Annotated in this window: 17 protein-coding genes and 1 riboswitch; of the genes, 3 read left to right on the plus strand and 14 right to left on the minus strand. The window is 70.1% G+C overall.

The genetic code is table 11. The features are described from left to right. Nucleotides 1–122 precede the first annotated feature (122 nt). Entirely contained in the window at nt 123–1,418 is a 1,296-nt protein-coding gene (locus AB0H86_RS35505; protein WP_362448566.1) for an MBL fold metallo-hydrolase, read from the minus strand. 190 nt (nt 1,419–1,608) lie between these two features. Here AB0H86_RS35505 and AB0H86_RS35510 point away from each other — a divergent pair, with 190 nt between their 5' ends. Together AB0H86_RS35510 and AB0H86_RS35515 are read left to right on the plus strand one after the other, a co-directional pair. Then, on the plus strand, nt 1,609–2,787 hold the full coding sequence (locus AB0H86_RS35510) for a Glu/Leu/Phe/Val dehydrogenase dimerization domain-containing protein (protein WP_362448569.1): 1,179 nt from the start codon (nt 1,609–1,611) through the stop codon (nt 2,785–2,787). Between the two features lie 71 nt (nt 2,788–2,858). Continuing rightward, on the plus strand, nt 2,859–3,470 hold the full coding sequence (locus AB0H86_RS35515) for a TetR family transcriptional regulator C-terminal domain-containing protein (RefSeq protein ID WP_362448572.1): 612 nt from the start codon (nt 2,859–2,861) through the stop codon (nt 3,468–3,470). A 118-nt stretch (nt 3,471–3,588) separates the two neighbouring features. On the opposite strand, the gene AB0H86_RS35520 is transcribed toward AB0H86_RS35515, so the two are convergent. From AB0H86_RS35520 to AB0H86_RS35535, 4 genes are all read right to left on the minus strand, one after another. After that, nucleotides 3,589–4,374: an SGNH/GDSL hydrolase family protein gene (locus AB0H86_RS35520; RefSeq protein ID WP_362448892.1), complete on the minus strand. Its 786-nt coding sequence runs from the start codon at nt 4,372–4,374 to the stop codon at nt 3,589–3,591. A gap of 145 nt (nt 4,375–4,519) precedes the next feature. Further along, nucleotides 4,520–5,236, minus strand: a complete 717-nt coding sequence (locus AB0H86_RS35525; protein WP_362448575.1) for a DUF6250 domain-containing protein — start codon at nt 5,234–5,236, stop codon at nt 4,520–4,522. A gap of 319 nt (nt 5,237–5,555) precedes the next feature. Then, nucleotides 5,556–6,488: a peptidoglycan DD-metalloendopeptidase family protein gene (locus AB0H86_RS35530; protein WP_362448578.1), complete on the minus strand. Its 933-nt coding sequence runs from the start codon at nt 6,486–6,488 to the stop codon at nt 5,556–5,558. Nucleotides 6,489–6,492: 4 nt separating this feature from the next. Then, a riboswitch (cyclic di-AMP (ydaO/yuaA leader) is annotated at nt 6,493–6,655 on the minus strand. Between the two features lie 301 nt (nt 6,656–6,956). Beyond that, the gene (locus tag AB0H86_RS35535) at nt 6,957–9,032 is read right to left on the minus strand and encodes an alpha-galactosidase (protein ID WP_362448894.1); all 2,076 of its coding nucleotides are present in this window, start codon (nt 9,030–9,032) and stop codon (nt 6,957–6,959) included. Nucleotides 9,033–9,213: 181 nt separating this feature from the next. Here AB0H86_RS35535 and AB0H86_RS35540 point away from each other — a divergent pair, with 181 nt between their 5' ends. Then, the gene (locus AB0H86_RS35540) at nt 9,214–10,011 is read left to right on the plus strand and encodes a tyrosine-protein phosphatase (RefSeq protein ID WP_362448581.1); all 798 of its coding nucleotides are present in this window, start codon (nt 9,214–9,216) and stop codon (nt 10,009–10,011) included. A 48-nt stretch (nt 10,012–10,059) separates the two neighbouring features. Here AB0H86_RS35540 and AB0H86_RS35545 read toward each other — a convergent pair whose 3' ends face one another. The 9 genes from AB0H86_RS35545 to AB0H86_RS35585 all read right to left on the minus strand — a co-directional run bounded on the left by AB0H86_RS35545 (nt 10,060) and on the right by AB0H86_RS35585 (nt 20,354). After that, on the minus strand, nt 10,060–10,182 hold the full coding sequence (locus AB0H86_RS35545; RefSeq protein ID WP_362448584.1) for a DUF6126 family protein: 123 nt from the start codon (nt 10,180–10,182) through the stop codon (nt 10,060–10,062). Then, the gene (locus tag AB0H86_RS35550; RefSeq protein ID WP_362448587.1) at nt 10,179–10,808 is read right to left on the minus strand and encodes an XRE family transcriptional regulator; all 630 of its coding nucleotides are present in this window, start codon (nt 10,806–10,808) and stop codon (nt 10,179–10,181) included. The genes AB0H86_RS35545 and AB0H86_RS35550 overlap by 4 nt, the downstream gene beginning before the upstream one ends. Before the next feature lie 89 nt (nt 10,809–10,897). Then, entirely contained in the window at nt 10,898–12,316 is a 1,419-nt protein-coding gene (locus tag AB0H86_RS35555) for an aspartate aminotransferase family protein (protein WP_362448590.1), read from the minus strand. Then, entirely contained in the window at nt 12,313–14,322 is a 2,010-nt protein-coding gene (gene dxs / locus AB0H86_RS35560) for a 1-deoxy-D-xylulose-5-phosphate synthase (RefSeq protein ID WP_362448593.1), read from the minus strand. Before dxs ends, AB0H86_RS35555 begins: the two co-directional genes overlap by 4 nt. A 28-nt stretch (nt 14,323–14,350) precedes the next feature. Continuing rightward, entirely contained in the window at nt 14,351–15,508 is a 1,158-nt protein-coding gene (ispG, locus tag AB0H86_RS35565) for a flavodoxin-dependent (E)-4-hydroxy-3-methylbut-2-enyl-diphosphate synthase (RefSeq protein WP_362448596.1), read from the minus strand. A 4-nt stretch (nt 15,509–15,512) separates the two neighbouring features. After that, nucleotides 15,513–16,535, minus strand: coding sequence for an adenosyl-hopene transferase HpnH (gene hpnH, locus AB0H86_RS35570; protein ID WP_362448599.1), 1,023 nt, complete (start codon nt 16,533–16,535; stop codon nt 15,513–15,515). A 5-nt stretch (nt 16,536–16,540) separates the two neighbouring features. Then, nucleotides 16,541–17,182: a 1-hydroxy-2-methyl-2-butenyl 4-diphosphate reductase gene (locus AB0H86_RS35575; protein WP_362448602.1), complete on the minus strand. Its 642-nt coding sequence runs from the start codon at nt 17,180–17,182 to the stop codon at nt 16,541–16,543. Continuing rightward, a complete protein-coding gene (shc, locus tag AB0H86_RS35580) occupies nt 17,182–19,173 on the minus strand; it encodes a squalene--hopene cyclase (RefSeq protein ID WP_362448605.1) in 1,992 nt (663 codons plus the stop codon). Before shc ends, AB0H86_RS35575 begins: the two co-directional genes overlap by 1 nt. 116 nt (nt 19,174–19,289) lie before the next feature. After that, nucleotides 19,290–20,354, minus strand: coding sequence for a polyprenyl synthetase family protein (locus AB0H86_RS35585; RefSeq protein ID WP_362448896.1), 1,065 nt, complete (start codon nt 20,352–20,354; stop codon nt 19,290–19,292). Between the last annotated feature and the right edge of the window lie 67 nt (nt 20,355–20,421).

Below are 20,421 nucleotides of genomic sequence, written 5' to 3' on the forward strand. Positions count from 1 at the left end.
TGGCCCTGGTGGTGCCGCTGGTGCTGGTCTGGCTGGTGGACGGCCGCAGGGGCCTGCGCGAGACCTGGGTGCCCGCCCTGGCGTGCCCCGGCCCTCGCCGCTTGCTCGATCCGCGTCCTCGGTCAGCCCGTCACCACGGTCTCGGGGTCTCCGGTGCCCTCGCCGACCCCCTTGGAAATGTCACTCGCTGTATCGGCCTTGGCCGCAACTCCGGCCGCATCTCCGGCAGCCGAATCGGCCGAGGCCCTGATCGTCGCCTCGGCGCGCGCGTCGCCGAGCGCCTCGGCGGCGGGCCAGCCGCCCGCCGGTTCGAGCGCCACACCCCGCCACCACGGGTCGGCCGGAACGCTCTCGGCGGTCGGCTCGAAGGGTTCACCGGGCCGAGGCAGGGCGATCGGGGCGCCCGTCGCCAGGGAGGCGGCGATGGTGCCCTCACCGGGGTCGCTCCACGCGTGCGTCGCCAGGTTGAAGGTCGCCCAGTGGATCGGCAGCATCACACCGTGCGGCCGCCCGCCCTGGAGGTCGAGGTGGGCGCGCATGCCCTCCTCGGGGGTCATGTGGATGTCCGGCCAGAACTCGCTGTAGGCGCCGATCTGGATCATCGTGGCGTCGAACGGGCCGTGCTCCGCGCCGATGTCCTTGAAGCCCTCGAAGTAGCCGGTGTCGCCGCTGTGGTAGATCCGGTGTTCGTCCCCGGCGACGACCCAGGAGGCCCAGAGGGTGTGCTGGGTGTTGCGCAGCCCGCGACCGCAGAAGTGGCGGGCCGGGGTGGCGGTCAGGGTGAGCCCGCCGACCTTGGTGGCCTCGTGCCAGTCCAGCTCGCGCAGCCGGTCGGCGGACACCCCCCAGTGCTCCAGGTGGGCGCCGACACCCAGCGGCACCGCGAACAGGGTGTCGGTGCCGGCCAGCGCCCTGATCGTGGGCAGGTCCAGATGGTCGTAGTGGTCGTGCGAGATCACGACGACGTCGACCGGGCCGAGGGCGGCCAGCGGGAGGGGCGCGGGATGCAGGCGCTTGGGCCCGGCGAAGGCGAACGGGGAGCAGCGCTCACCCCAGACGGGGTCGAAGAGCACCCGCCGTCCGTCGATCTCGGCGAGCACGCTGGAGTGCCCCATCCAGGTCAGCCTCAGCCCGGTGGCAGGGATCTCGGCGATGTCGGCGAGCGTGGTGGCGTGCACCGGAACCGTGCCCTTCGGGGCTCGGCGGGCGCGCTCGTCCTTGTCGAAGAAGAGCTTTGCGAACTCCAGCGTCGAACCGGAGGGCCGGGTCCGGGCGGTTCCCCCGGGATTCTGGAAGACCCCGTCCTTGAAGTGGGGCGATCTGCGGATACGCGCCATGCGCTCACCGCTCGGGTCCGCACCGAATGCCGCGGGCCGCAGCGCGCGGAGCCCGGAGCTCGGGGAACGGAAACCGGTCACGGTGTACCTCCAGGTGGAGTCGGTGAGACATTCCATTATGGGCGGCCCCGCTGACAGCCGGGTTACCACCGGTGATCCGGCGGGTGCGTTGACAGGGTGCGACCCTCTTCGGATACTGACCGGTCATTCAGTAACGCCCGCGGCGAGCCGTCGTGCGGCCCCTGAGGTTCGTCATCCCCGAGGAGACCGCATGACCACCGCTCTGATCTCCCTCGTCTGGACCGACCACGTCACCGGACGCCAGGGCTTCCTGGTCGTCGACCGGTTGGTGCGCGGTGTCTCCAGCGGCGGGCTGCGGATGCGCGCGGGCTGCACCCTGGACGAGGTGGCCGGTCTGGCGCGCGGGATGACCATGAAAGAGGCCCTGCACTACAACCCGGAGGGCCGGTACATCCCCCTGGGCGGTGCCAAGGGCGGCATCGACTGCGATCCCCGGGATCCGGGGGCGTACGAGCTCCTGGTGCGGTATCTGCGGGCCATGCGGCCGTACATCGAGAGCCTCTGGACCACGGGCGAGGACCTCGGTCTCACCCAGGATCTGGTGGACCGGGCGGCCGCCGAGGCGGGGCTCGTGTCGTCCGTCCAAGCCGTGTATCCGCTGCTCGACGACGAGAGTGCGGCCCGGCGGCGGCTCGCGGACGCGTTCGCGGTCGAGGTGGACGGGATCGGGCTCGACGAACTGGTCGGCGGCTGCGGTGTCGCGGAGTCGGCCCTCGCGGCCCTGGACCGGGCCGGTGTGCCGTACGTGGGCACCAGGGTCTCCGTTCAGGGCCTGGGCACCATGGGCGGGGCCACCGCGCGCTTCCTCACGCGCGCGGGACTCACCGTCGTGGCCGTCGCCGACATCAAGGGCACCATCGCCAACCCGGCCGGCCTCGACATCGAGGCCCTGCTCGCCGCGCGGGACGCCTACGGGACCGTCGACCGCGCGGCCCTGCGTGCCGGCGACCGTGAGCTGCCCGGTGACGCGTGGCTGTGCGCGGACGCGGAGGTACTGGTGCCGGCGGCGGTCTCGTACGCCGTCGACTCCGTGAACCAGGAGCGGATCACCGCCCGCTGGATCGTCGAGGCGGCCAACATGCCGGTTCTGCCCAAGGCCGAGGAGTCGCTGGCCGCACGCGGGGTGACGGTACTGCCGGACGTGGTCGTCAACTCCGGGACGAACGCCTGGTGGTGGTGGACGCTGTTCGGCGACATCGGCCCCGCCGCGGACGAGGCGTTCGCCCACACCCGCCGCTCGATGCGCGCGCTGGTGGAACAGATGCTGGCCCGCGCGGAGGCCGACGGGACGACCCCGCGGGCGGCGGCCCACGCCATCGTCGCGGACCGGCTGCCGGTGATCGCGGAGCGCTTCGGGTGGTACCGGTGACTTCAGGCCGAACCCTTCGGGTGATCGCCCTCCCTCCGCCGACGCCCACGGCGGCGGATTAGGGTGACCGCGTGACGAGAGTGCGGTTGAGCGTGACGGAGCGGCGCGAGGAGTTGCTGCGCGCCGCCGTCGAGCAGATCGAGGCACGGGGCGTGGTGGCGGTCAGGATCGCCGACGTGGCCTCGGCCCTCGGCGTGAGCAACGCGTTGGTGCTCTATCACTTCTCGACGAAGGAGAAGCTGGTCGCCGCCGCCTTCACCTACGCGGCCGAGGGCGACCTCGCCCAGTTGCGCAGGCTGCTCGACCGCCGCACCACGGCGCTGCGCCGACTGCGGGCGGCCGTGCGCTGGTACGCCCCGACGGGTCAGGCCAAGGGCTGGCGGCTGTGGATCGAGGGCTGGGCCGCGGCGCTGCGCGAGCCCGCGCTGCGGGAGGTCACGCGCGACCTCGACCGGCAGTGGAAGGCGGCGCTCACCGAGGTGATCGCCGAAGGCGTGGCCGCGGGCGAGTTCGTCTGCCCGGACCCGACCGGCACGGCCCTGCGCCTCACGGCCCTGCTCGACGGTCTCGCCGTACAACTGACGTCCTACGCCGGCGCGGTCCCGCGGGTACGGGCGCAGGAGTGGGTGGACGAGACGGTGGCCCGGGAACTGGGGCTGGCGCGGGAGGCGTTGACCACGTAGGCCCGCGCCGGGCGACAGACCCGTGACCGTGACCGTGCCTGGGCTGTCTCAAGAACGCGGCGCCTGGTCCACCACGGCCCGCGGGTCGTGGGCCGTGGTGGACCAGGCGCCGAGTTCCTCAAGCCACCCAGCTGATCCGCGTCTTGATGTCGTCCGGCGACAGCGTGCCCTTGGCGGTCACATGGTCCCCCGACGACTCCCCGCGCAGCCGGCGTCCGATCCACGGCACCAGGTACTCCCGCGCCCAGTGCACATCGTCCCGCCGGATCTCCAGGGTGCCGCGCACCGGCAGCGGCGGCCAGGGCTGGTCCGGGTCGGCCGGGAGCTCCATGCCGAGGACCTGGCCCGCGCGCAGCGCCACGCGTGTGTGGCCCTCGGGTGAGAGGTGGAGCCGGTCGCCGTCCCAGGCCCGGCGGTCCTGAACGGTCTTCAGGGACCACAGGTCGAGCACGGGACAGCCGTACCGGTCGGCGACCGCCCGTACATGCCCGTTGTAGGTGGCGATCTTGCCGCGCAGATGCTTGAACACGGGCACGCCGCGGGTGTCGAATCCGGTCGTCACCATCACCGTGCCGGCGACGGAGGTCAGTCGCACCACCGCCCGCTCGAAACGCTCGGCGACCTCGTCGGGGTCGGTGCCGGGCCGCAGGATGTCGTTGCCGCCCGCACTGAAGGAGACCAGCTCCGGGGCCAGTTCCATGGCCTTGGGCAGTTGGTCCGCCACGATCTGGTCGAGCAGTTTCCCGCGCACGGCGAGGTTCGTGTACTGGAAGTCGCCCTCGGGCCGCCGGTCCGCGAGCAGGACCGCGAACCGGTCCGCCCAGCCGACCAACGCCCCGTCCGGGCCGGGGTCGCCGACGCCCTCGGTGAAGCTGTCCCCCACCGCCACGTACGACCCGATCACTGATCTGTTGTCATTCTTCGAATCGTCTGCCACATCGGCCCATGATTCACCTTCGGATGTGAGCTACGCGACCGTAGGAATGGGTTGACGTGCGGTGAGATAAGCCACCGTTCAAGGATTGGTCAAGCCTGGAATAGCTTTCTCGTCAGCGCTGTTGGGGCGGCAACCACCACACCCGGAATTCGGAGATCCGGAAGTGGCTCCAGGTGGTCCGGAAGCCGAAGTGCCCGCTCGTGTACGGCTCGGGGTCGGTGAGGTCGAACACGAGCCGCCCGTTGTTCCACCACCGCACGGTCGAACCGTCGGAGACGATCCGGACCCGGTTCGGCCGGTTCGCCACCAGCAGCGGCTCCGCGTAGTCGTAGACCAGCGGACGCACGCCCGCCTCGCCGACATAGCGGCGCAGCCTGGTCGTGGTGTTCGTGTTGGCGCCGTATCCGACGTAGTACGTCTTGAGGTAGTCGTACTCTGCCAGTGCCCCGCCCCGCGCGGTGGCGAACAGGTCGTCCGGGGAGCGGACGTCGACGGCGTTCCAGAAGTTGTTGAGGTCCGACACCCGGTCGTTGACCCCGCCCTGCGACACCGGTGTGGCGGTGTACTCCAGGACGTACGGCCCTTCGAGCCGCTGTGTGAACCAGACGGTCGCGCCGGCGGGCACGTCGACTTCCAGGATCCCGCGGGAGGCGGTGACGGTGCCGCCCTTCTCGAGTTCCACGGCCCATCGGCCGAGGCCGTGACGGAAGTCGTCGTGGGCGATCGGGCGGTGGTGGCGGGGCGAGGCGCTCGCGGGGGCAGCCGGGGCGAGGGCGGCCATCGCGGTTCCGGCGGCCAGGGTCGCGAAGGCTCTACGCGTGGTCGTCACGGGAGACGGCTCCTTCCGGGCAGCGGACGGGTGTGGTGACGGCGACCGTTCTTCGGCGTCGGGCGGGCGGATACAAGGGAACTCCTCCGGGACGTCAACGACAGAAAGCGCTTGCACAGCAACGGAGTTCACTGTGCCCCCACGCCTGCGCGCTGTCGACGCATTCGGCTCCCTTGCCACAGGACCGCAATGCGGTGATCACGGATTGACCAGGAAGGGTTCAGAACATGGCGTGATGGACCCGGACATACCGAAGGCCGGACCCGGGGATCAGGGGTCCGGCCTTCGGCAGCGTGTGGGGCAGGTGGTCGTGAGGGCGTCAGCCGACCGAGACACCCTTCGAGCGGAGGTAGGCGATCGGGTCCACGTCCGAGCCGTAGTCCGGCGTGGTGCGGATCTCGAAGTGCAGGTGCGGACCGGTCACGTTGCCGGTCGCGCCGGAGAGGCCGATCTGCTGACCCTCGGTCACGGTCTGACCGCCGGAGACGGAGAGCGAGGACAGGTGCGCGTACTGCGCGTAGTAGCCGTCGGCCAGCTTGATGACGACCTGGTTGCCGTACGCGCCGCCCCAGCCCGCGGAGACGACCGTGCCCGCACCGACGGCCTTGAGCGGAGTACCGGTCGGGACGACGAAGTCGACACCGGTGTGGTAGCCGCTGGACCACATGCTGCCCGCCACGTGGTAGCCCGTGCCGATGGTGGCGCCGCTGACCGGGAGGGTGAAGCCGTTCGCGGTGCTGGTGGTCACGGCACTCTGAGCGGCGGCCGCCGACTTCTTCGACGAGGACGCGGAGGCCGACTTCGGCTTCGGCTTCGGCGCGGAGGCCGGCTTCTCGGCACCCGTCGCGGCCTTCTTCCCTATCGTGAGCTTCAGACCGGGATGGATCAGCGACGGGTTGTCGCCTATGGCCTCACGATTGTCTTCGTAGAGCTTCTTCCAGCCTCCGCTGACGTTCTGCTCTTTGGCGATCTTCGCGAGATAGTCGCCGACGCGCACCACATAGGTCTTCGCGCCCGAAGTCCGCGCGGCCACCTTCTTTTCGGCCGTCGCCTTTTCGGCAACCGACTTCTTCGCGGTAGTCGCGACGGACGACTGAACGGCATTTCCCGAAAGGGACTGGACACTCGCCGCATGGGCGCCGGTGGCCCCCAGAAGCGGAAGTGCGAGTACGGCGCCGCCAGTTCCGGCGACGGCGATGGAACGAGCGAAGCGCTGGGTCTTCGTGCGGCGGTGCTTACCGTTCGCGGGCATGGCGAATTCCTCTCCGGCGCCTGCGAGGTGAGCTGTCGGGTGCGGACTGGAGATGCCCGGCCGTACCGAAGCACGACTTAACCCCTAGCCTGTTCCGGAGACCGAAACAGGCGGTTGTGCCTGTGGGTCCCCCGCTCCTGCCGTGTGCGGGTGAGTGTGTGCGGTCTCCGGGCGGCGGCAGGATTGGGCGTCCGTCCGGATCGGTGGCGAACGTAAGCGACTAAGACGCAATAGGACAAGCGGGAGGTTGCGTGCGAATGCGTTTTTGTTGATCCCTTACGGAATTCCCAGTCACCCTCAGTAAATCGACAGGGTCGCCCGCACCTCAAATCCCCTTGAAATACATAAGAATTACGTGAACATGACGGGCGACGCACGGTCACGAATATGACGCTGCTCACGCACCGTTCCTCAGATAGCCTCATTTCAGGCTGAGTTGCAATGAAGGTTCTAATTCGGACAGAACTCTCAGATGCGGCGCAGCCGGAGAACCGTCGCATCGAGGTCACCCCGAAGGCCGGTCCGCAGGCCGTGGTGCAACAACACGGCCCCTCGGTGGACTTCGCCCGTTTCGCGGCATTCGTACGACGCCGTCGGGTCAAGTCCGCGCAGCCGCAGCGCCGGCACCGGCTCGCCGTGGCGCTGCGCCTGGAGCCAGGCCAGGACGACCGACTCGTCACCCAGCACGTACTGCACCGCACTCGATCCACCCTCCGGCGGGCGCAGCCGATAGAGGTCGCCGCGCTGCACGACGGGGCGGATCTCCTTGTAGAGAGTCACCCAGTCGCGGGCCTCGGCGAGCTCCTCCTCGGTCCACTCGGCGAGATCCCCGCCGACTCCGAGCACCCCGGCCATGGCGCTGACGAACCGGAACCGCAGTGTGCTGACCCGGTCGTTGAGCTGGGTATTGGGACTGTCGGTGACCCAGGCCGCCATCACGCGCGCGGGGTGGATCTGGCTGAAGCCGTGCTGGATGGCGAGCCGGTCGAGCGGGTCGGTGTTGTCGGAGGTCCACACCTGGTCGGTACGGCTCATGACACCGAGGTCGATCCGCCCGCCGCCGCCCGAGCAGGACTCGAAGGCGACGCCCGGGTGGGCCTGGCGCAGCCGGTCCAGCAGGCGGTACAGCGCGTTCACGTGATCGACCCACAGGCGCTGCGGGTACGGGTCGCCGGGCCAGCCGGCGTCGGTGAAGCAGCGGTTGAAGTCCCACTTCACATAGTCGATCGGGGCGCTGGAGAGCAGCCCGTGCAGCTGCTCCCAGAGGTATTCCTGGACGTCCTCGCGCGCGAGGTTCAGCACCAGCTGGTTGCGCAGTTCCGTCCGCTTTCGCCCTGGTTGGTACTGCACCCAGTCCGGGTGGGCACGGTAGAGGTCACTGTCCGGATTGACCATTTCCGGCTCGACCCAGATGCCGAACTGCATGCCGAGGGCGTGCACATAGTCGGCGAGGGGCCTCAGGCCGCCCGGGAAGCGGTCGGGGTTGGGCGTCCAGTCGCCGAGCCCGGCCCGGTCGCTCGTGCGCTTTCCGAACCAGCCGTCGTCGACGACGAACAGCTCGACGCCGGTCGCCGCGGCCCGGCGGGCCAGCACCCCTTGCTGCTCCTCGGAGATGTCGAACTCGGTGGCCTCCCAGGAGTTGAACAGCACCGGCCGGTCCCGGTCCGCGTCCGGGATGACGTACGCCCGCTGGTATGCGTGCCAGGCGCGGCTCGCCCCGCCGAAGCCGGCGTCGCTCCACAGGCCGGCGAAGACGGGGGCGGTGAAGGACTCGCCGGCCTCCAGACGGAGCAGGCCGGAGTCGTCGTAGCCCGCGCCGCCGGTGATCTGCACGCGTGTGTCGGGCAGTTCGGCCACGGCGATGCGCCAGGACCCGGACCAGCCGAGGGCGCAGCCGTAGACCTCGCCGTGTTCCTCGGTCGCGTCGGTGTCGAGCGCGACCCACGGCAGGTGCTGGTGCCCGGTGTGGCCGCGGCGGCTGCCGATGACCTTCTCGCCGTAGGTGAGGGGGGCGCGCACCAGCCGGGACTCCGCGGCCCAGCGGCCGTGCAGTTGGGACAGCCGCCAGCCGGTCTCGCGGTCGGGCAGGGTCCAGGTGGCGGAGTCGGCGCGCAGGAGCTCCACGGCGGGGCCCGCGTTGTCCAGGCTCACCCAGCGCTCCACGACGTCGTGCCGCATGCGGTAGTGCAGGGTGATCGTGAGGCCGCCGTCGTGGAATCTGAGCCGCAGCTCGTCGTCCTCGGCACGCTCGTACGCCTCGAAGATCCACTCGGTGCCGCGCCGCTCGTCCGTGCGCACCGACAGGGCGGGGCGCACGAAGCGGGGGCCGCCCTCGACCGGGTACTCCTCATGCCCGTCGAGCGGGGACTCGAAGCCCCGGTAGTCCGGCAGGGGGAGCAGGGCGAGGGCCTCGGCGTCGGCGAGCGCGATCCGCGGCCCCCAGTGCAGATGCAGCAGTTCGTCGCCCTCGGTGAGATGGACGGCGTAACTGCTGGTCGGCCCGGACAGAATCCACGTACGGCCGTTCTCGGCGATCTCCAGCATGCGGTCCCTCACAGATACGAACAGACACGAACAGGTGCACTCAGGCATCAACATCATCATGCGCGGCGAGCCCTCTATGCAACGCCTGTGGACAACTGCTTGCCCTACGAAGCCGTGTCGTATCGTCGGGTGGGTGCCCGCCGTCGAGCAGCGTCGACGGCACCGATTGGGAGGAGCCCCCGTGACACAGCAGGTCCCGTCGACCGAACCCGAGCTGTCCGGAGTGCGCAACTTCCGTGACGTGGGCGGCCTGCCGACCGTGGACGGCCGCCGGGTGCGGCCCGGAGTGCTGTTCCGCAGCGGCCACCTCGCGCACGCGACCGCCGAGGACGCGGCGTTCCTCACCTCCCTGGGCCTGCACACGATCTTCGACTTCCGCAACGCGGCGGACCAGAAGCTGGAGGGGCCCGACGTCGAGCTGCCGGGCGTGCGCAACGTGAACCTGCCGCTGACGGATCCGGCCCACGGCAGCGAGTTCTGGAAGATGGTCCGTGACGGCCGGATCGACGAGCTGCGCGAGACCCTGGGCGACGGCAAGGCCGCGGACCGGATGATCAACTCGTACCGCGACATCGTCAAGGAGCGCACCGCCGAGCAATCCCAGGTGCTGCGCGCGCTCGCCGAGGACAGTGTCCCCGCGCTGATGCACTGCGCGGCCGGCAAGGACCGCGCGGGTCTGTCCGTGGCGGTGACGCTGCTCGCCGTGGGCGTCGAGCGGGAGGCGATCCTCGCCGACTACCTGGAGTCGAACGCGAAGCACCGCCGCTACAAGGTGCACCGCAGCGGCAGCTCCGCTTCGGCCTACTCTCCCGAGGTCATGGTGTTGCTCAGCCCCCTCTTCGAGGCGCGCGCCGAGTATCTGACGACCGCCTTCGAGACGATGGAGGAGACCTGGGGCGACGTCGACACCTACCTGGAGAAGGGGCTGGGAGTCACCCCGGAGATCCGGGAGCGGCTGCGCGAGCGGCTGCTGGACTGAGTCCTTCCGCCTGAGGGTCCGCCCCCTGACGCCTCGCCTTCCGAGAGGTCACTTCTGGGCGCCCAGCGCGAACAGGAAGTAGATGAAGGCCGCGAACACGTGGCCGACGGCGAGGTAGATGATGAGGCGCACCCACAGGGCGCGGGGGAACTTCTCCTCCATGTCAGTCATGGCATGTCTCCAAAGGTGGGGCCCAGGCACAGCGTGGCCGTGGGGCTCTGCAGCAGGGTGTGGACGAACAGGAGCTCGACCCCGTCGGGGTCCTGGGCGGCGATGCGGTGCGGGGTCAGCGAGTCGAAGTGCGCGCTGTCGCCCGGTGCGAGCCGGTGCGTGGTGTCCCCGAGACGCAGGCGCAGCCGCCCTCGGAGGACGTGCAGCCACTCCTCACCGGGGTGCACCCGCACGATGTCGCCCTGGGAGCCGTACGGGACGTGGACGCGCAGCGCCTGCATGCCCCGGCCGGACGCGCCGGCCTGCCAGTAGGTCCAGCCGCCGGCCGCGGTCGGTTCCATGTCGGCGGCACGCACGATCGCGTCCCGTTCCCCGACCGTCTCGCCGAGAAGCTCCGAGACCGTCGTACCGTAGGTACGGGCGAGCGCGAGCAGCATCGGCAGTGAGGGCTGGCGCTGCCCGGTCTCCAGCCGGGAGAGGTGGGCGGGCGACAGTCCGGCGGCCCCGGCGGCGGCCTCCAGGGTGAGGGAGGCACGGCGGCGCAGGGCACGCAGCTGTGGTGCGACCGCGGGCAGGTCGGCGACCGGCCCGGTCGACGGCTCGTTGTCGGCTTCCGGGGAGCTCATGCCTCCATTGAGCCGCAGACTTGCCTCTGCGGCAATTTTCTTGCCTCAGAGGCAAACCCGTTTACGCCGAGCAGCCGACACCCCGCGCCCTACCGGTTGGCCACCGCCTGCTTGATCAGCGTCTTGCCGAAGTCCCACATCAGCCCGCTACCGCTGTGCGCGTCGTCCATCACATCCGTGAAGGCGTCCACGAACCGGTCCACCTCCGCTTCCCCGACGACCAACGGCGGGATCAGCTTGATCACCTCCAGGTGGTCGCCGGAGACCTGGGTGAGGACGCGGTGGCGTTGCAGCAGCGGGACGACCACCATCTGCGCGAACAGTCCCTTGCGGGCGGCCTGCAACATGGCCCAGCGGCTGCGCAGCTTCAACGACCGGGGCCTGCCGAACTCGATGCCGATCATCAGGCCCCGGCCGCGGACGTCGGCGAGCAGCTCGTACTTGTCGACCAGCGCCGAGAGCCGGGACTTCAGCAGTTCGCCGGTGGCCCTGGCGCCCGCGACGATCTGCTCGCTCTCCATGACCGACAGCACGGCCAGTCCCGCCGCCATGGCCTGCGCGTTGGACCCGAAGCTCGCCGAGTGGACCAGCACCCGGTCCATGGACGAGTAGACCTTCCTGAAGATCCAGTCCTTGCCGAGGGTGGCGCCGACCGGCACATAACCGCCGGACAGCGCCTTGGCCACACACACCAGGTCGGGTTCGACGCCTTCCTCGTGCTGGTAGGCGTAGAAGTCGCCGGTGCGTCCCAGTCCCGTCTGCACCTCGTCGACGATGAGCAGCGCCTTGTGCCGGTGCAGCAGCTCCTGGGCGGCCCGCAGATAGCCCGGTGGGGCCTCGTGCACGCCCTTGCCCTGGATGGGCTCGACGACCAGCGCGGCGACGTCGCCCTTCTTCACCTCCCGTGCCAGGGCGTCGAGATCACCGAGCGGGACGGCCGTGTCGGGCAGCAGCGGGGCGAAGCCGTCCCGGAATCCGTCCTCGCCGTTGACCGACAACGAGCCGGTGGTCAGGCCGTGGAAGGCGTGGTCGCAGTACAGGATCCGCGGTTTCCCGGTGGCGTAGCGGGCGAACTTCAGGGCGGTCTCGACCGCCTCCGTCCCGCTGTTGCCGAAGAACACCCGGTCCAGGTGCGGGCTGTGGGCGAGCAGCTTCTCGGCCAGCAGCCCGGGCAGCGGCTGACAGTCGAAGCGGGTCAGATCGGCGAGCTGCGCGTCCAGGACGTCGTGCAGCGCCTTGCGGACGACGGGGTGGTGGCGGCCCAGTCCCATCACCCCGAACCCGGCGAGCATGTCCAGGTAGTCGTTGCCGTCCGCGTCCCAGAAGTGGGCACCCTCGCCCCGCTCGTAGACCTTGTCGAAGCCGATGGTGTGCAGCATGCGCGGGAGCTGGTGGTTCAGGTACTTGGTGTGCAGCTCGTAGCGCTCGGCTCCGCGCTCGGCCAGCAGTGCGCCGAGGTCGAACTCCCCGGACTGCGAGGAGGGCGACGCGGATTTGGCGGTTGTCATTCCTGTTTCTCCTTGGACGGCACTTCTTTGTTCGCCCTGGACGGCACTTTCTGTTTCGCCTTGGTCTGCGGTTCCCGTTTCGCCTCGGACGGCGGTTCCTGGAGGGCCGGACCGGTGTTCTGGGCGGGCAGGATCGCCGCCTTGACGGCCAGACTCGCGCCGATCCGTCCGGCGACCTCGACGGGCGTGAGGCCGATGTCGGCGAGCACCTCGCCCCGCTTGGCGTGCGCGAGGAACTGCTCCGGGATGCCGAACCGCCGTACGGGGACGTCGACTTCGGCGTCGCCCAGGGCGAGCGCCACCGCGGCGCCCACGCCGGAGGCGCGGCTGTTGTCCTCGACGACGGCGACCAGACGATGTGCGGCGGCGAGGCCGGGGAGCGCCGGATCGACGGGCTTGACCCAGCGGGGGTCGACGACGGTGCACCCGATGCCCCGGGCCTCCAGCAGTTCGGCGGCCTGGAGGCAGACGGGCGCCATCACGCCGACGGCGACCAGGAGCACCTCGGGCCGGTCCGCGCGGTGCAGGACGTCCAGGCCGCCCACCCGGTCGACGGCCGGGATCACCGGCCCCACCGACTCCTTCGGGAAGCGGATCAGTGTCGGCGCGTCGTCCACCGCGACGGCCTCCCTGAGCTGGGCCCCGAGCTGGTCGGCGTCGCGCGGCGCGGCGATCCTGAGGCCGGGCACGACCTGGAGGATCGACATGTCCCACATCCCGTTGTGGGAGGGCCCGTCGACGCCCGTCACTCCGGCCCGGTCCAGCACGAAGGTGACGCCGCAGCGGTGCAGGGCGACGTCCATCAGGAGCTGGTCGAAAGCGCGGTTCAGGAACGTCGCGTACACGGCGACGACCGGGTGCAGTCCGCCCGTCGCGAGGCCGGCCGCGGACACGGCCGCGTGCTGCTCGGCGATGCCGACGTCCCACACCCGGTCCGGGAAGCGGGCCGCGAACCCGCCGAGTCCCACCGGGTGCAGCATGGCCGCCGTGATGGCCACGACGTCGTCCCGCTCCTCGCCGATCCGCACCATCTCGTCGCCGAACACCGAGGTCCAGGACGGCCCGTTGGACGGTGTGAGCGGCTCGCAGGTGAGCGGGTCCATCACCCCGACGGTGTGGAAGTGGTCCTCCTCGTGCGCCAGGGCGGGTTCGTAGCCGCGGCCCTTCTCGGTGAGGCAGTGCACGAGCACCGGCCCGTGGAAGCGTTTGGCGCGCCTGAGCGCCGACTCGACGGCCTTGAGGTCGTGCCCGTCGATCGGACCGACGTACTTGAGGCCGAGGTCCTCGAACATGCCCTGCGGCGCGAAGGCGTCCTTGAAGCCCTTCTTGGCGCCGTGCAGCGACTCGTAGACCGTGTTGCCGACCAGCGGGGTCCGCAGCAGTACGTCCTTCCCCCAGGCCAGGACCTTCTCGTAGCCGTCGGTCGTACGCAGGGTGGCCAGGTGGTTGGCGAGGCCTCCGATGGTCGGCGCGTAGGACCGCTCGTTGTCGTTGACGACGATGATCAACGGCCGGTCCTTGGCGGCCGCGATGTTGTTGAGCGCCTCCCAGGCCATGCCGCCGGTCAGCGCGCCGTCGCCGATGACCGCGACCACATGGCCCTTCTCGCCCTGTACCTGGCGGGCCTTGGCGAGCCCGTCGGCCCAGCCGAGCGCGGTGGAGGCGTGGCTGTTCTCGATGACGTCGTGCTCGGACTCCTCGCGCGAGGGGTAGCCGGAGAGGCCGCCCTTGCTGCGCAGTTTGGAGAAGTCCTGACGCCCTGTCAGCAGCTTGTGCACATAGCTCTGGTGGCCGGTGTCCCACAGGATGCGGTCGACCGGCGACTCGAAGACCCGGTGGAGCGCGACGGAGAGTTCCACCACCCCCAGATTGGGCCCGAGGTGTCCGCCGGTCCTGGCGACCGCGTGCACCAGGAACTCCCGTATCTCTTCGGACAGTTCGCGAAGTTCCGCCTCGGACAGCGCCTTCAGGTCGCGTGGTCCCCGGATGTTCTCCAGAATCGTCACGTGTGGCCCCCTATCGGTCCGTGCTTGTTCAGCTCACGGTGACGGCCGGCTCCCCCGAGGCGACGCCGTCCTGCTCCATCTGTTCGGCGATCTTCATCGCCTCTTCGATCAGGGTCTCCACGATCTTCGACTCGGGGACGGTCTTGATGACCTCGCCCTTCACGAAGATCTGCCCCTTGCCGTTGCCGGAGGCCACGCCCAGGTCGGCCTCCCGCGCCTCTCCCGGGCCGTTGACCACACAGCCCATGACGGCGACCCTCAGCGGCACCTCCATGCCCTCCAGGCCCGCCGTGACCTCGTCGGCGAGTTTGTACACGTCGACCTGGGCCCGCCCGCAGGACGGGCACGACACGATCTCCAGCCGTCGCTGCCTGAGGTTCAGCGACTCCAGGATCTGGATGCCGACCTTGACCTCCTCGACGGGCGGTGCGCTCAGGGACACCCGGATGGTGTCGCCGATGCCCCGGCTGAGCAGCGCCCCGAAGGCCACCGCCGACTTGATCGTCCCCTGGAAGGCGGGGCCGGCCTCGGTGACACCCAGGTGCAGCGGGTAGTCGCACTGCTCGGCCAGCAGCGTGTAGGCGTTGACCATCACCACGGGATCGTTGTGCTTCACCGAGATCTTGATGTCCCGGAAGCCGTGCTCCTCGAAGAGCGAGGCCTCCCACAGGGCGGACTCCACCAGCGCCTCGGGCGTCGCCTTGCCGTACTTCTGGAGCAGACGCCGGTCCAGCGATCCGGCGTTGACCCCGATCCGGATCGGCGTGCCGTGGTCCTTCGCGGCCCGCGCGATCTCCTTCACCTTGTCGTCGAACTGCTTGATGTTGCCGGGATTCACGCGCACGGCCGCGCAGCCGGCCTCGATCGCGGCGAACACGTACTTCGGCTGGAAGTGGATGTCGGCGATCACCGGGAGCTGCGACTTGCGCGCGATGGTCGCGAGGGCGTCCGCGTCGTCCTGCGTCGGGCAGGCGACGCGGACGATCTGGCAGCCGGACGCGGTGAGTTCGGCGATCTGCTGCAGGGTGGCGCCGATGTCGGACGTACGGGTCGTCGTCATCGACTGCACCGACACCGGGGCCCCGCCCCCGACCGCCACCGGCCCGACCTGGATCTGCCGCGACAAGCGTCGCTCGGCGATCGGCCGGACCGGTACCTCGGGGACGCCCAGGGAAATGGCGGTCATGGCGTCAGTCGCGGTTTCCGTTGACGGTCTCACGCATGGCCCGCAGCGACTCCTTGAGCGACCCCATGGTGGCCAGCACGGCGGTGGGCTCGTAGCCGCAGTGCGCCATGCAGTTGGCGCACCGCGGGTCCTTGCCGCGGCCGTACTTGTCCCAGTCGGTCTCCTCGATGAGTTCGCGGTACGTCGGCACGTACCCGTCGCTCATCAGGTAGCAGGGGCGCTGCCAGCCGAAGAGCGAGTAGTTCGGGATCGCCCAGGCCGTGCACGGGAAGTCGACCTTGCCCTCCAGGAAGTCCAGGAAGAGCGGGGAGTGATTGAGCCGCCAGCGGCGCCGATTGCCGCCCGAGAAGGCCTTCTTGAACAGTTCGCGGGTCTGCTCCACGCCCAGGAAGTGCTCCTGGTCGGGTGCCTTCTCGTAGGCGTAGGCGGGCGAGATCATCATCTCGTCGACCTTGAGGTCGTCGTTGAGGAAGTTGAGCACCTCGATGATGGTCTGCGGGGTGTCCGTGTTGAAGAAGGTCGAGTTGGTGGTGACCCTGAAGCCGCGCCGCTTGGCCTCCTTGATCGCCTCCACGGCCTCGTCGAACACGCCCTCCTTCGCCACCGACTCGTCGTGCCGCTCCCGCAGCCCGTCGATGTGCACGGCGAAGGCGAAGTAGGGAGAGGGCTTGAACTTGTCCATCTTCTTGCGCAGCAGCATGGCGTTGGTGCAGAGGAAGACGTACTTCTTCTTCGCCACCAACTGCCGTGCGATCTCATCGATCTGAGGGTGCATCAGCGGTTCACCGCCGGCGATGGACACCATCGGCGCACCGCTCTCCAGCACCGCCCCGACGGCCTGCGCCACCGGCATGCGCTGCTTCAGCACCCCGGCCGGGTGCTGGATCTTGCCGCAGCCCTCGCACTTGAGATTGCACGCGAAGAGGGGTTCCAGCTCCACGATGAGAGGGAACTTGTCCCGCTTTCGGAGCTTCTGTTCGACCAAGTATGTAGCGACCTTGATGGACTGACGCAGCGGCATGGCCATCTGGCTCACCTCCTGGGGAGCAGCAAGGAACGGTGCCATTCATAGAAAGCGGGAAGGACCGATCGAAGTACGCGGAAAGCTGATATTCCACCGCGTACCGTGCCGATCCGGACGAGTTCATGTTCTGGAGCATCCACGACCACCCGGACGGCCGCAACCGGGCGCTCGCCCGTGCGCACGGCGCTCAGGAGGGTGGCCGCGGACTCCATGTCGACCGCGATCGCACCGGTCGCGAGCAGATCCGACCGTTCGTGACCGCGGACGACGTGATCGGAACCGGTGAGCGGCCCGGTGTGGACCGTGCGCCCGGGAAGGGCCCGTACCAGTTCCTTGACGAGCAGGTCGGTGCCGACGCACGGCACGGTGCCGCGCGGGTCCCGGGTCTCCTCCGCGACGACCAGGTCACCGGGGTGCATCCCGGGGGCCAGCCCGGCGCAGAAGCCCGTGGCCAGGACGGCGGCCCCGTCGAGCGCCGGGTCGGCCAGGAGCCGGGTGACGGCCCGCTCGGCCGCCTTCGGTCCCATGCCGGTGCGCAGCACGGTGACCGGCCCGTCGGCGCCGCCGCGGTCGCCGCTGCGCAGGGCGAGGTGTTCGATGCCGAGTGCGCAGGCGATCAGCAGCGGGGCCGGAGCGGGCTGGGTGGCCATCAGCCGGCTCCGGCCCCGGAGAACGGCTCTCCGTGGAGGTACCGGCCGAGGGCGGTGAGCGGGAACACCTGCCGGTAGAGGTGGTAGTTGATCGAGAAGTCCCAGGGGAAGCCGGTGCCGGTGAAGTACGGCTCGTCCCAGGAACCGTCCTCACACTGGGTGCTCGCGAGCCACTCGATGCCACGCTCGACGGCTTTGGAGTCCCGCTCCCCCGCCGCCAGCAGCGCCATCAGCGCCCAGCCGGTCTGCGAGGCGGTGGAGGCGCCCCGTCCGCTCCACTCCTTGACGTGCCGGTAGGAGCGCAGGTCCTCGCCCCAGCCGCCGTCGTCGTTCTGTACCTTCTCCAACCAGGCCACTGCCCGTCGGATCGCCGGGTGCGAGGCGGGGATTCCGGCCGCGGCCAGGGCGGGCACCACCGACCCGGTGCCGTAGACGTAGTTGACGCCCCAGCGTCCGAACCACGAGCCGTCCGGCTCCTGTTCGGCCAGCAGCCACTGGATGCCGCGCCGGGTGCGCGGATCGTGCGAGAGCCCCTCGACGGCCAGCATCTCCACCACGTGCGCGGTGACGTCGGCGGACGGCGGGTCGATGACCTCCCCGAAGTCGCAGAACGGCAGCCGGTTGGGGAACGGGCTGGTGTTGTCGACGTCGAAGGCGCCCCACGCGCCGTTCTTGGACTGCATGCCGAGGTTCCAGCGCACCCCGCGCCCGATCGCGTTCTCCAGCCGTTCCGGGTCGTGGTGCTTGACCCGGCGCAGCGCGAGAACGACCTCGGCGGTGTCGTCGATGTCCGGGTAGTTGTCGTTGTGGAACTCGAACGCCCAGCCGCCGGGCGGGAGTTGGGGCCGCTTCACCGACCAGTCTCCGGGCCGCACGATCTGTTCGCCGAGCATCCAGTCGGCGGCCTTGACCAGTTGGGGATGATCGGCGGGCACGCCGGCGTCGGCGAGCGCGATGGTCGCGAGGCAGGTGTCCCAGACCGGCGACTGGCAGGCCTCGATCATCCGGGCCCCGTCCTCGCGCCACACGGCGAACCGGTCCAGTGATTCGAGTCCCGCGCGCATCACGGGGTGTTCGAGGTCGTAGCCGAGCAGGTGCAGGGCGATCACCGAGTACACGGCCGGCGGCTGGATGCCGCCCCAGCAGCCGTCGTTCTCCTGCCGCTCGATGATCCAGCGGGCGGCGGAGTTCATCGCGGCCTTGCGCAGCCGGCGCGGTGCGACCCTGCGCAGCGCGTGCAGGGCCCTGTCGAGTCTCTGGAAGGCGCCGTCCCAACTCGCCACGGGAGCCAGGGGCTTGGGGGGATTGGGGACGGCCGGGTCGGTGTGCAGTTCGTCGAGCGGGAAGGGCGCCGGCCGTACCGGCCGCTTCGCGGAGACGATCGTCAGCGGGACGATGGTCTGCCGGGCCCAGCACCCGAAGTCGTAGATGTTGAGCGGTACCCAGGGAGGGAAGTAGATCAGCTCCGGCGGGAGTTCGGGCAGGTCCTCCCACTTCCACCAGCCGAACAGGGCCAGCCAGATCCGGGTGAAGACCCGGGCGGCGGCGATCCCGCCCCGCTCGCGGATCCAGGCGGATGCCTTCGCCATGTGCGGGGCCTCGGGTGCGTCACCGGCGAGGCGGAGGGCGACGTACGCCTCGATGGTGGTGGAGAGTTCGCCGGGGCCGCCGTAGAAGCTCGCCCAGGCGCCGTCCCCGCGCTGTTCGCCGCGGACGAAGAGCGCGGCGGCCTGGGTCGTCGCGTCGTCGCGGATGCCCAGGAACTGCCGCAGCAGCAGATCCTCGGCGTCCATCGTGACGTTGGTCTCGAGGTCGCCCTTCCACCAGCCCTCGGCGTCCTGTCGGGACAGCAGGAATTCGGTGGATCGTTGTGCGGCGCGTACGGCGGCGTCGCGTACCCCCGCCGTGACGGCGATGGTGATGTCGGTTTCGCTGGCCGAGGCAGCGCGGGGCGGCAGGGCCCCGGTGCTTCCGTCGGTCGTCGCTGTCATGGCTTCCCCTTCGTGCAGTCGTACGAGTCGTGCTGCTGTGGGTCCGCCGTCGGCCGGTGCTGTTCTTCCCGCGACACCGGCCGGCGACTACGCGAGGGCTATTCGACCGATAGTGATCATCTCTTCCGTACGACGACGAAGTCGGCCAGCGCCGTGAACCGCGCCCGCACCCGGTCGGGCATGTCCACGGAGTCCAGGGCCTCGATGGCGATGGTGTGCTGACGGCGAGCTTCCTCGGCCGTCCACTCGCGGCCGCCCGCGTCCTCGATGAGGGCGGCGCGGGCCGCGAACTCCTCCTCGGAGAAGTTCTCGAAGTCGCTGCTCTTGGCGTCGGCGGCGAGGATCTCGCCGAGCCGCTCGGAGGCGGCACCGCTCGCCGCGAGCGCGGCCACGACCGGCAGGGACTTCTTGCGCTGGCGCAGATCGCTCCAGGTCTGCTTGCCGGTCGACACCGGGTCGCCCCAGATGCCGAGGAGGTCGTCGACGGCCTGGAAGGCGAGGCCGAGGTGGTAGCCGTACTTCTCCAACGTGTCGGCGGTGCGGTCGTCCGCGCCGCCGAGCACCGCGCCGATGGAGCTGGCGCAGGCCAGCAGGGCGCCCGTCTTGTTGCCCTCCATCTCCAGGCACTCCTCGACGCTGACGCGGTCGCGGTGCTCGTAGGAGATGTCCTGCGCCTGGCCGTCGATGAGGGCGCGGGTGGCGGTGGTGAGGCGGCGGGTGGCGCGGCCGGCCTCGGCGGTGCCGAGTTCCAGGAGAACCTCGTTGGCGAGGGCGAACAGGGCGTCGCCGACCAGGATGGCCTGGGCGGGGCCGTGCACCTTCCAGACGGTGTCGCGGTGACGGCGCTGTTCGTCGCCGTCCATCAGGTCGTCGTGCAGCAGTGAGAAGTTGTGGACCAGCTCGACGGCGACCGCACCGGGGATGCCGGTCTCGGGCGCCGCGCCGGTGACCTCGGCGGAGAGCACCGCGAGGGCGGGCCGTACGGCTTTGCCGCCGTCGCCGTCCGAGGGGTTGCCCTGGGCGTCGATCCAGCCGAAGTGGTAGGCGGCGACGGTGTCCATGGGAGGTGCCAGGCGGTCCACGGCCGCCCGCAGCACCGGTGTGGCCAGGGTCCGGCCGCGCTCCAGGAACGCGGTCACGTCCACCGCGGTCCTCCGAGCGGCCGTCTCGGCCGGGGGCACAGTGGGCACAGTCTCTCCTCTTGTTGCGGTACCGGAGGTGCGGGGACCTGCCGTGCCGTGCTGATCG

Origin of the sequence: Streptomyces sp. NPDC050997, assembly GCF_040660135.1 — a bacterium.
GTDB lineage: Bacteria > Actinomycetota > Actinomycetes > Streptomycetales > Streptomycetaceae > Streptomyces.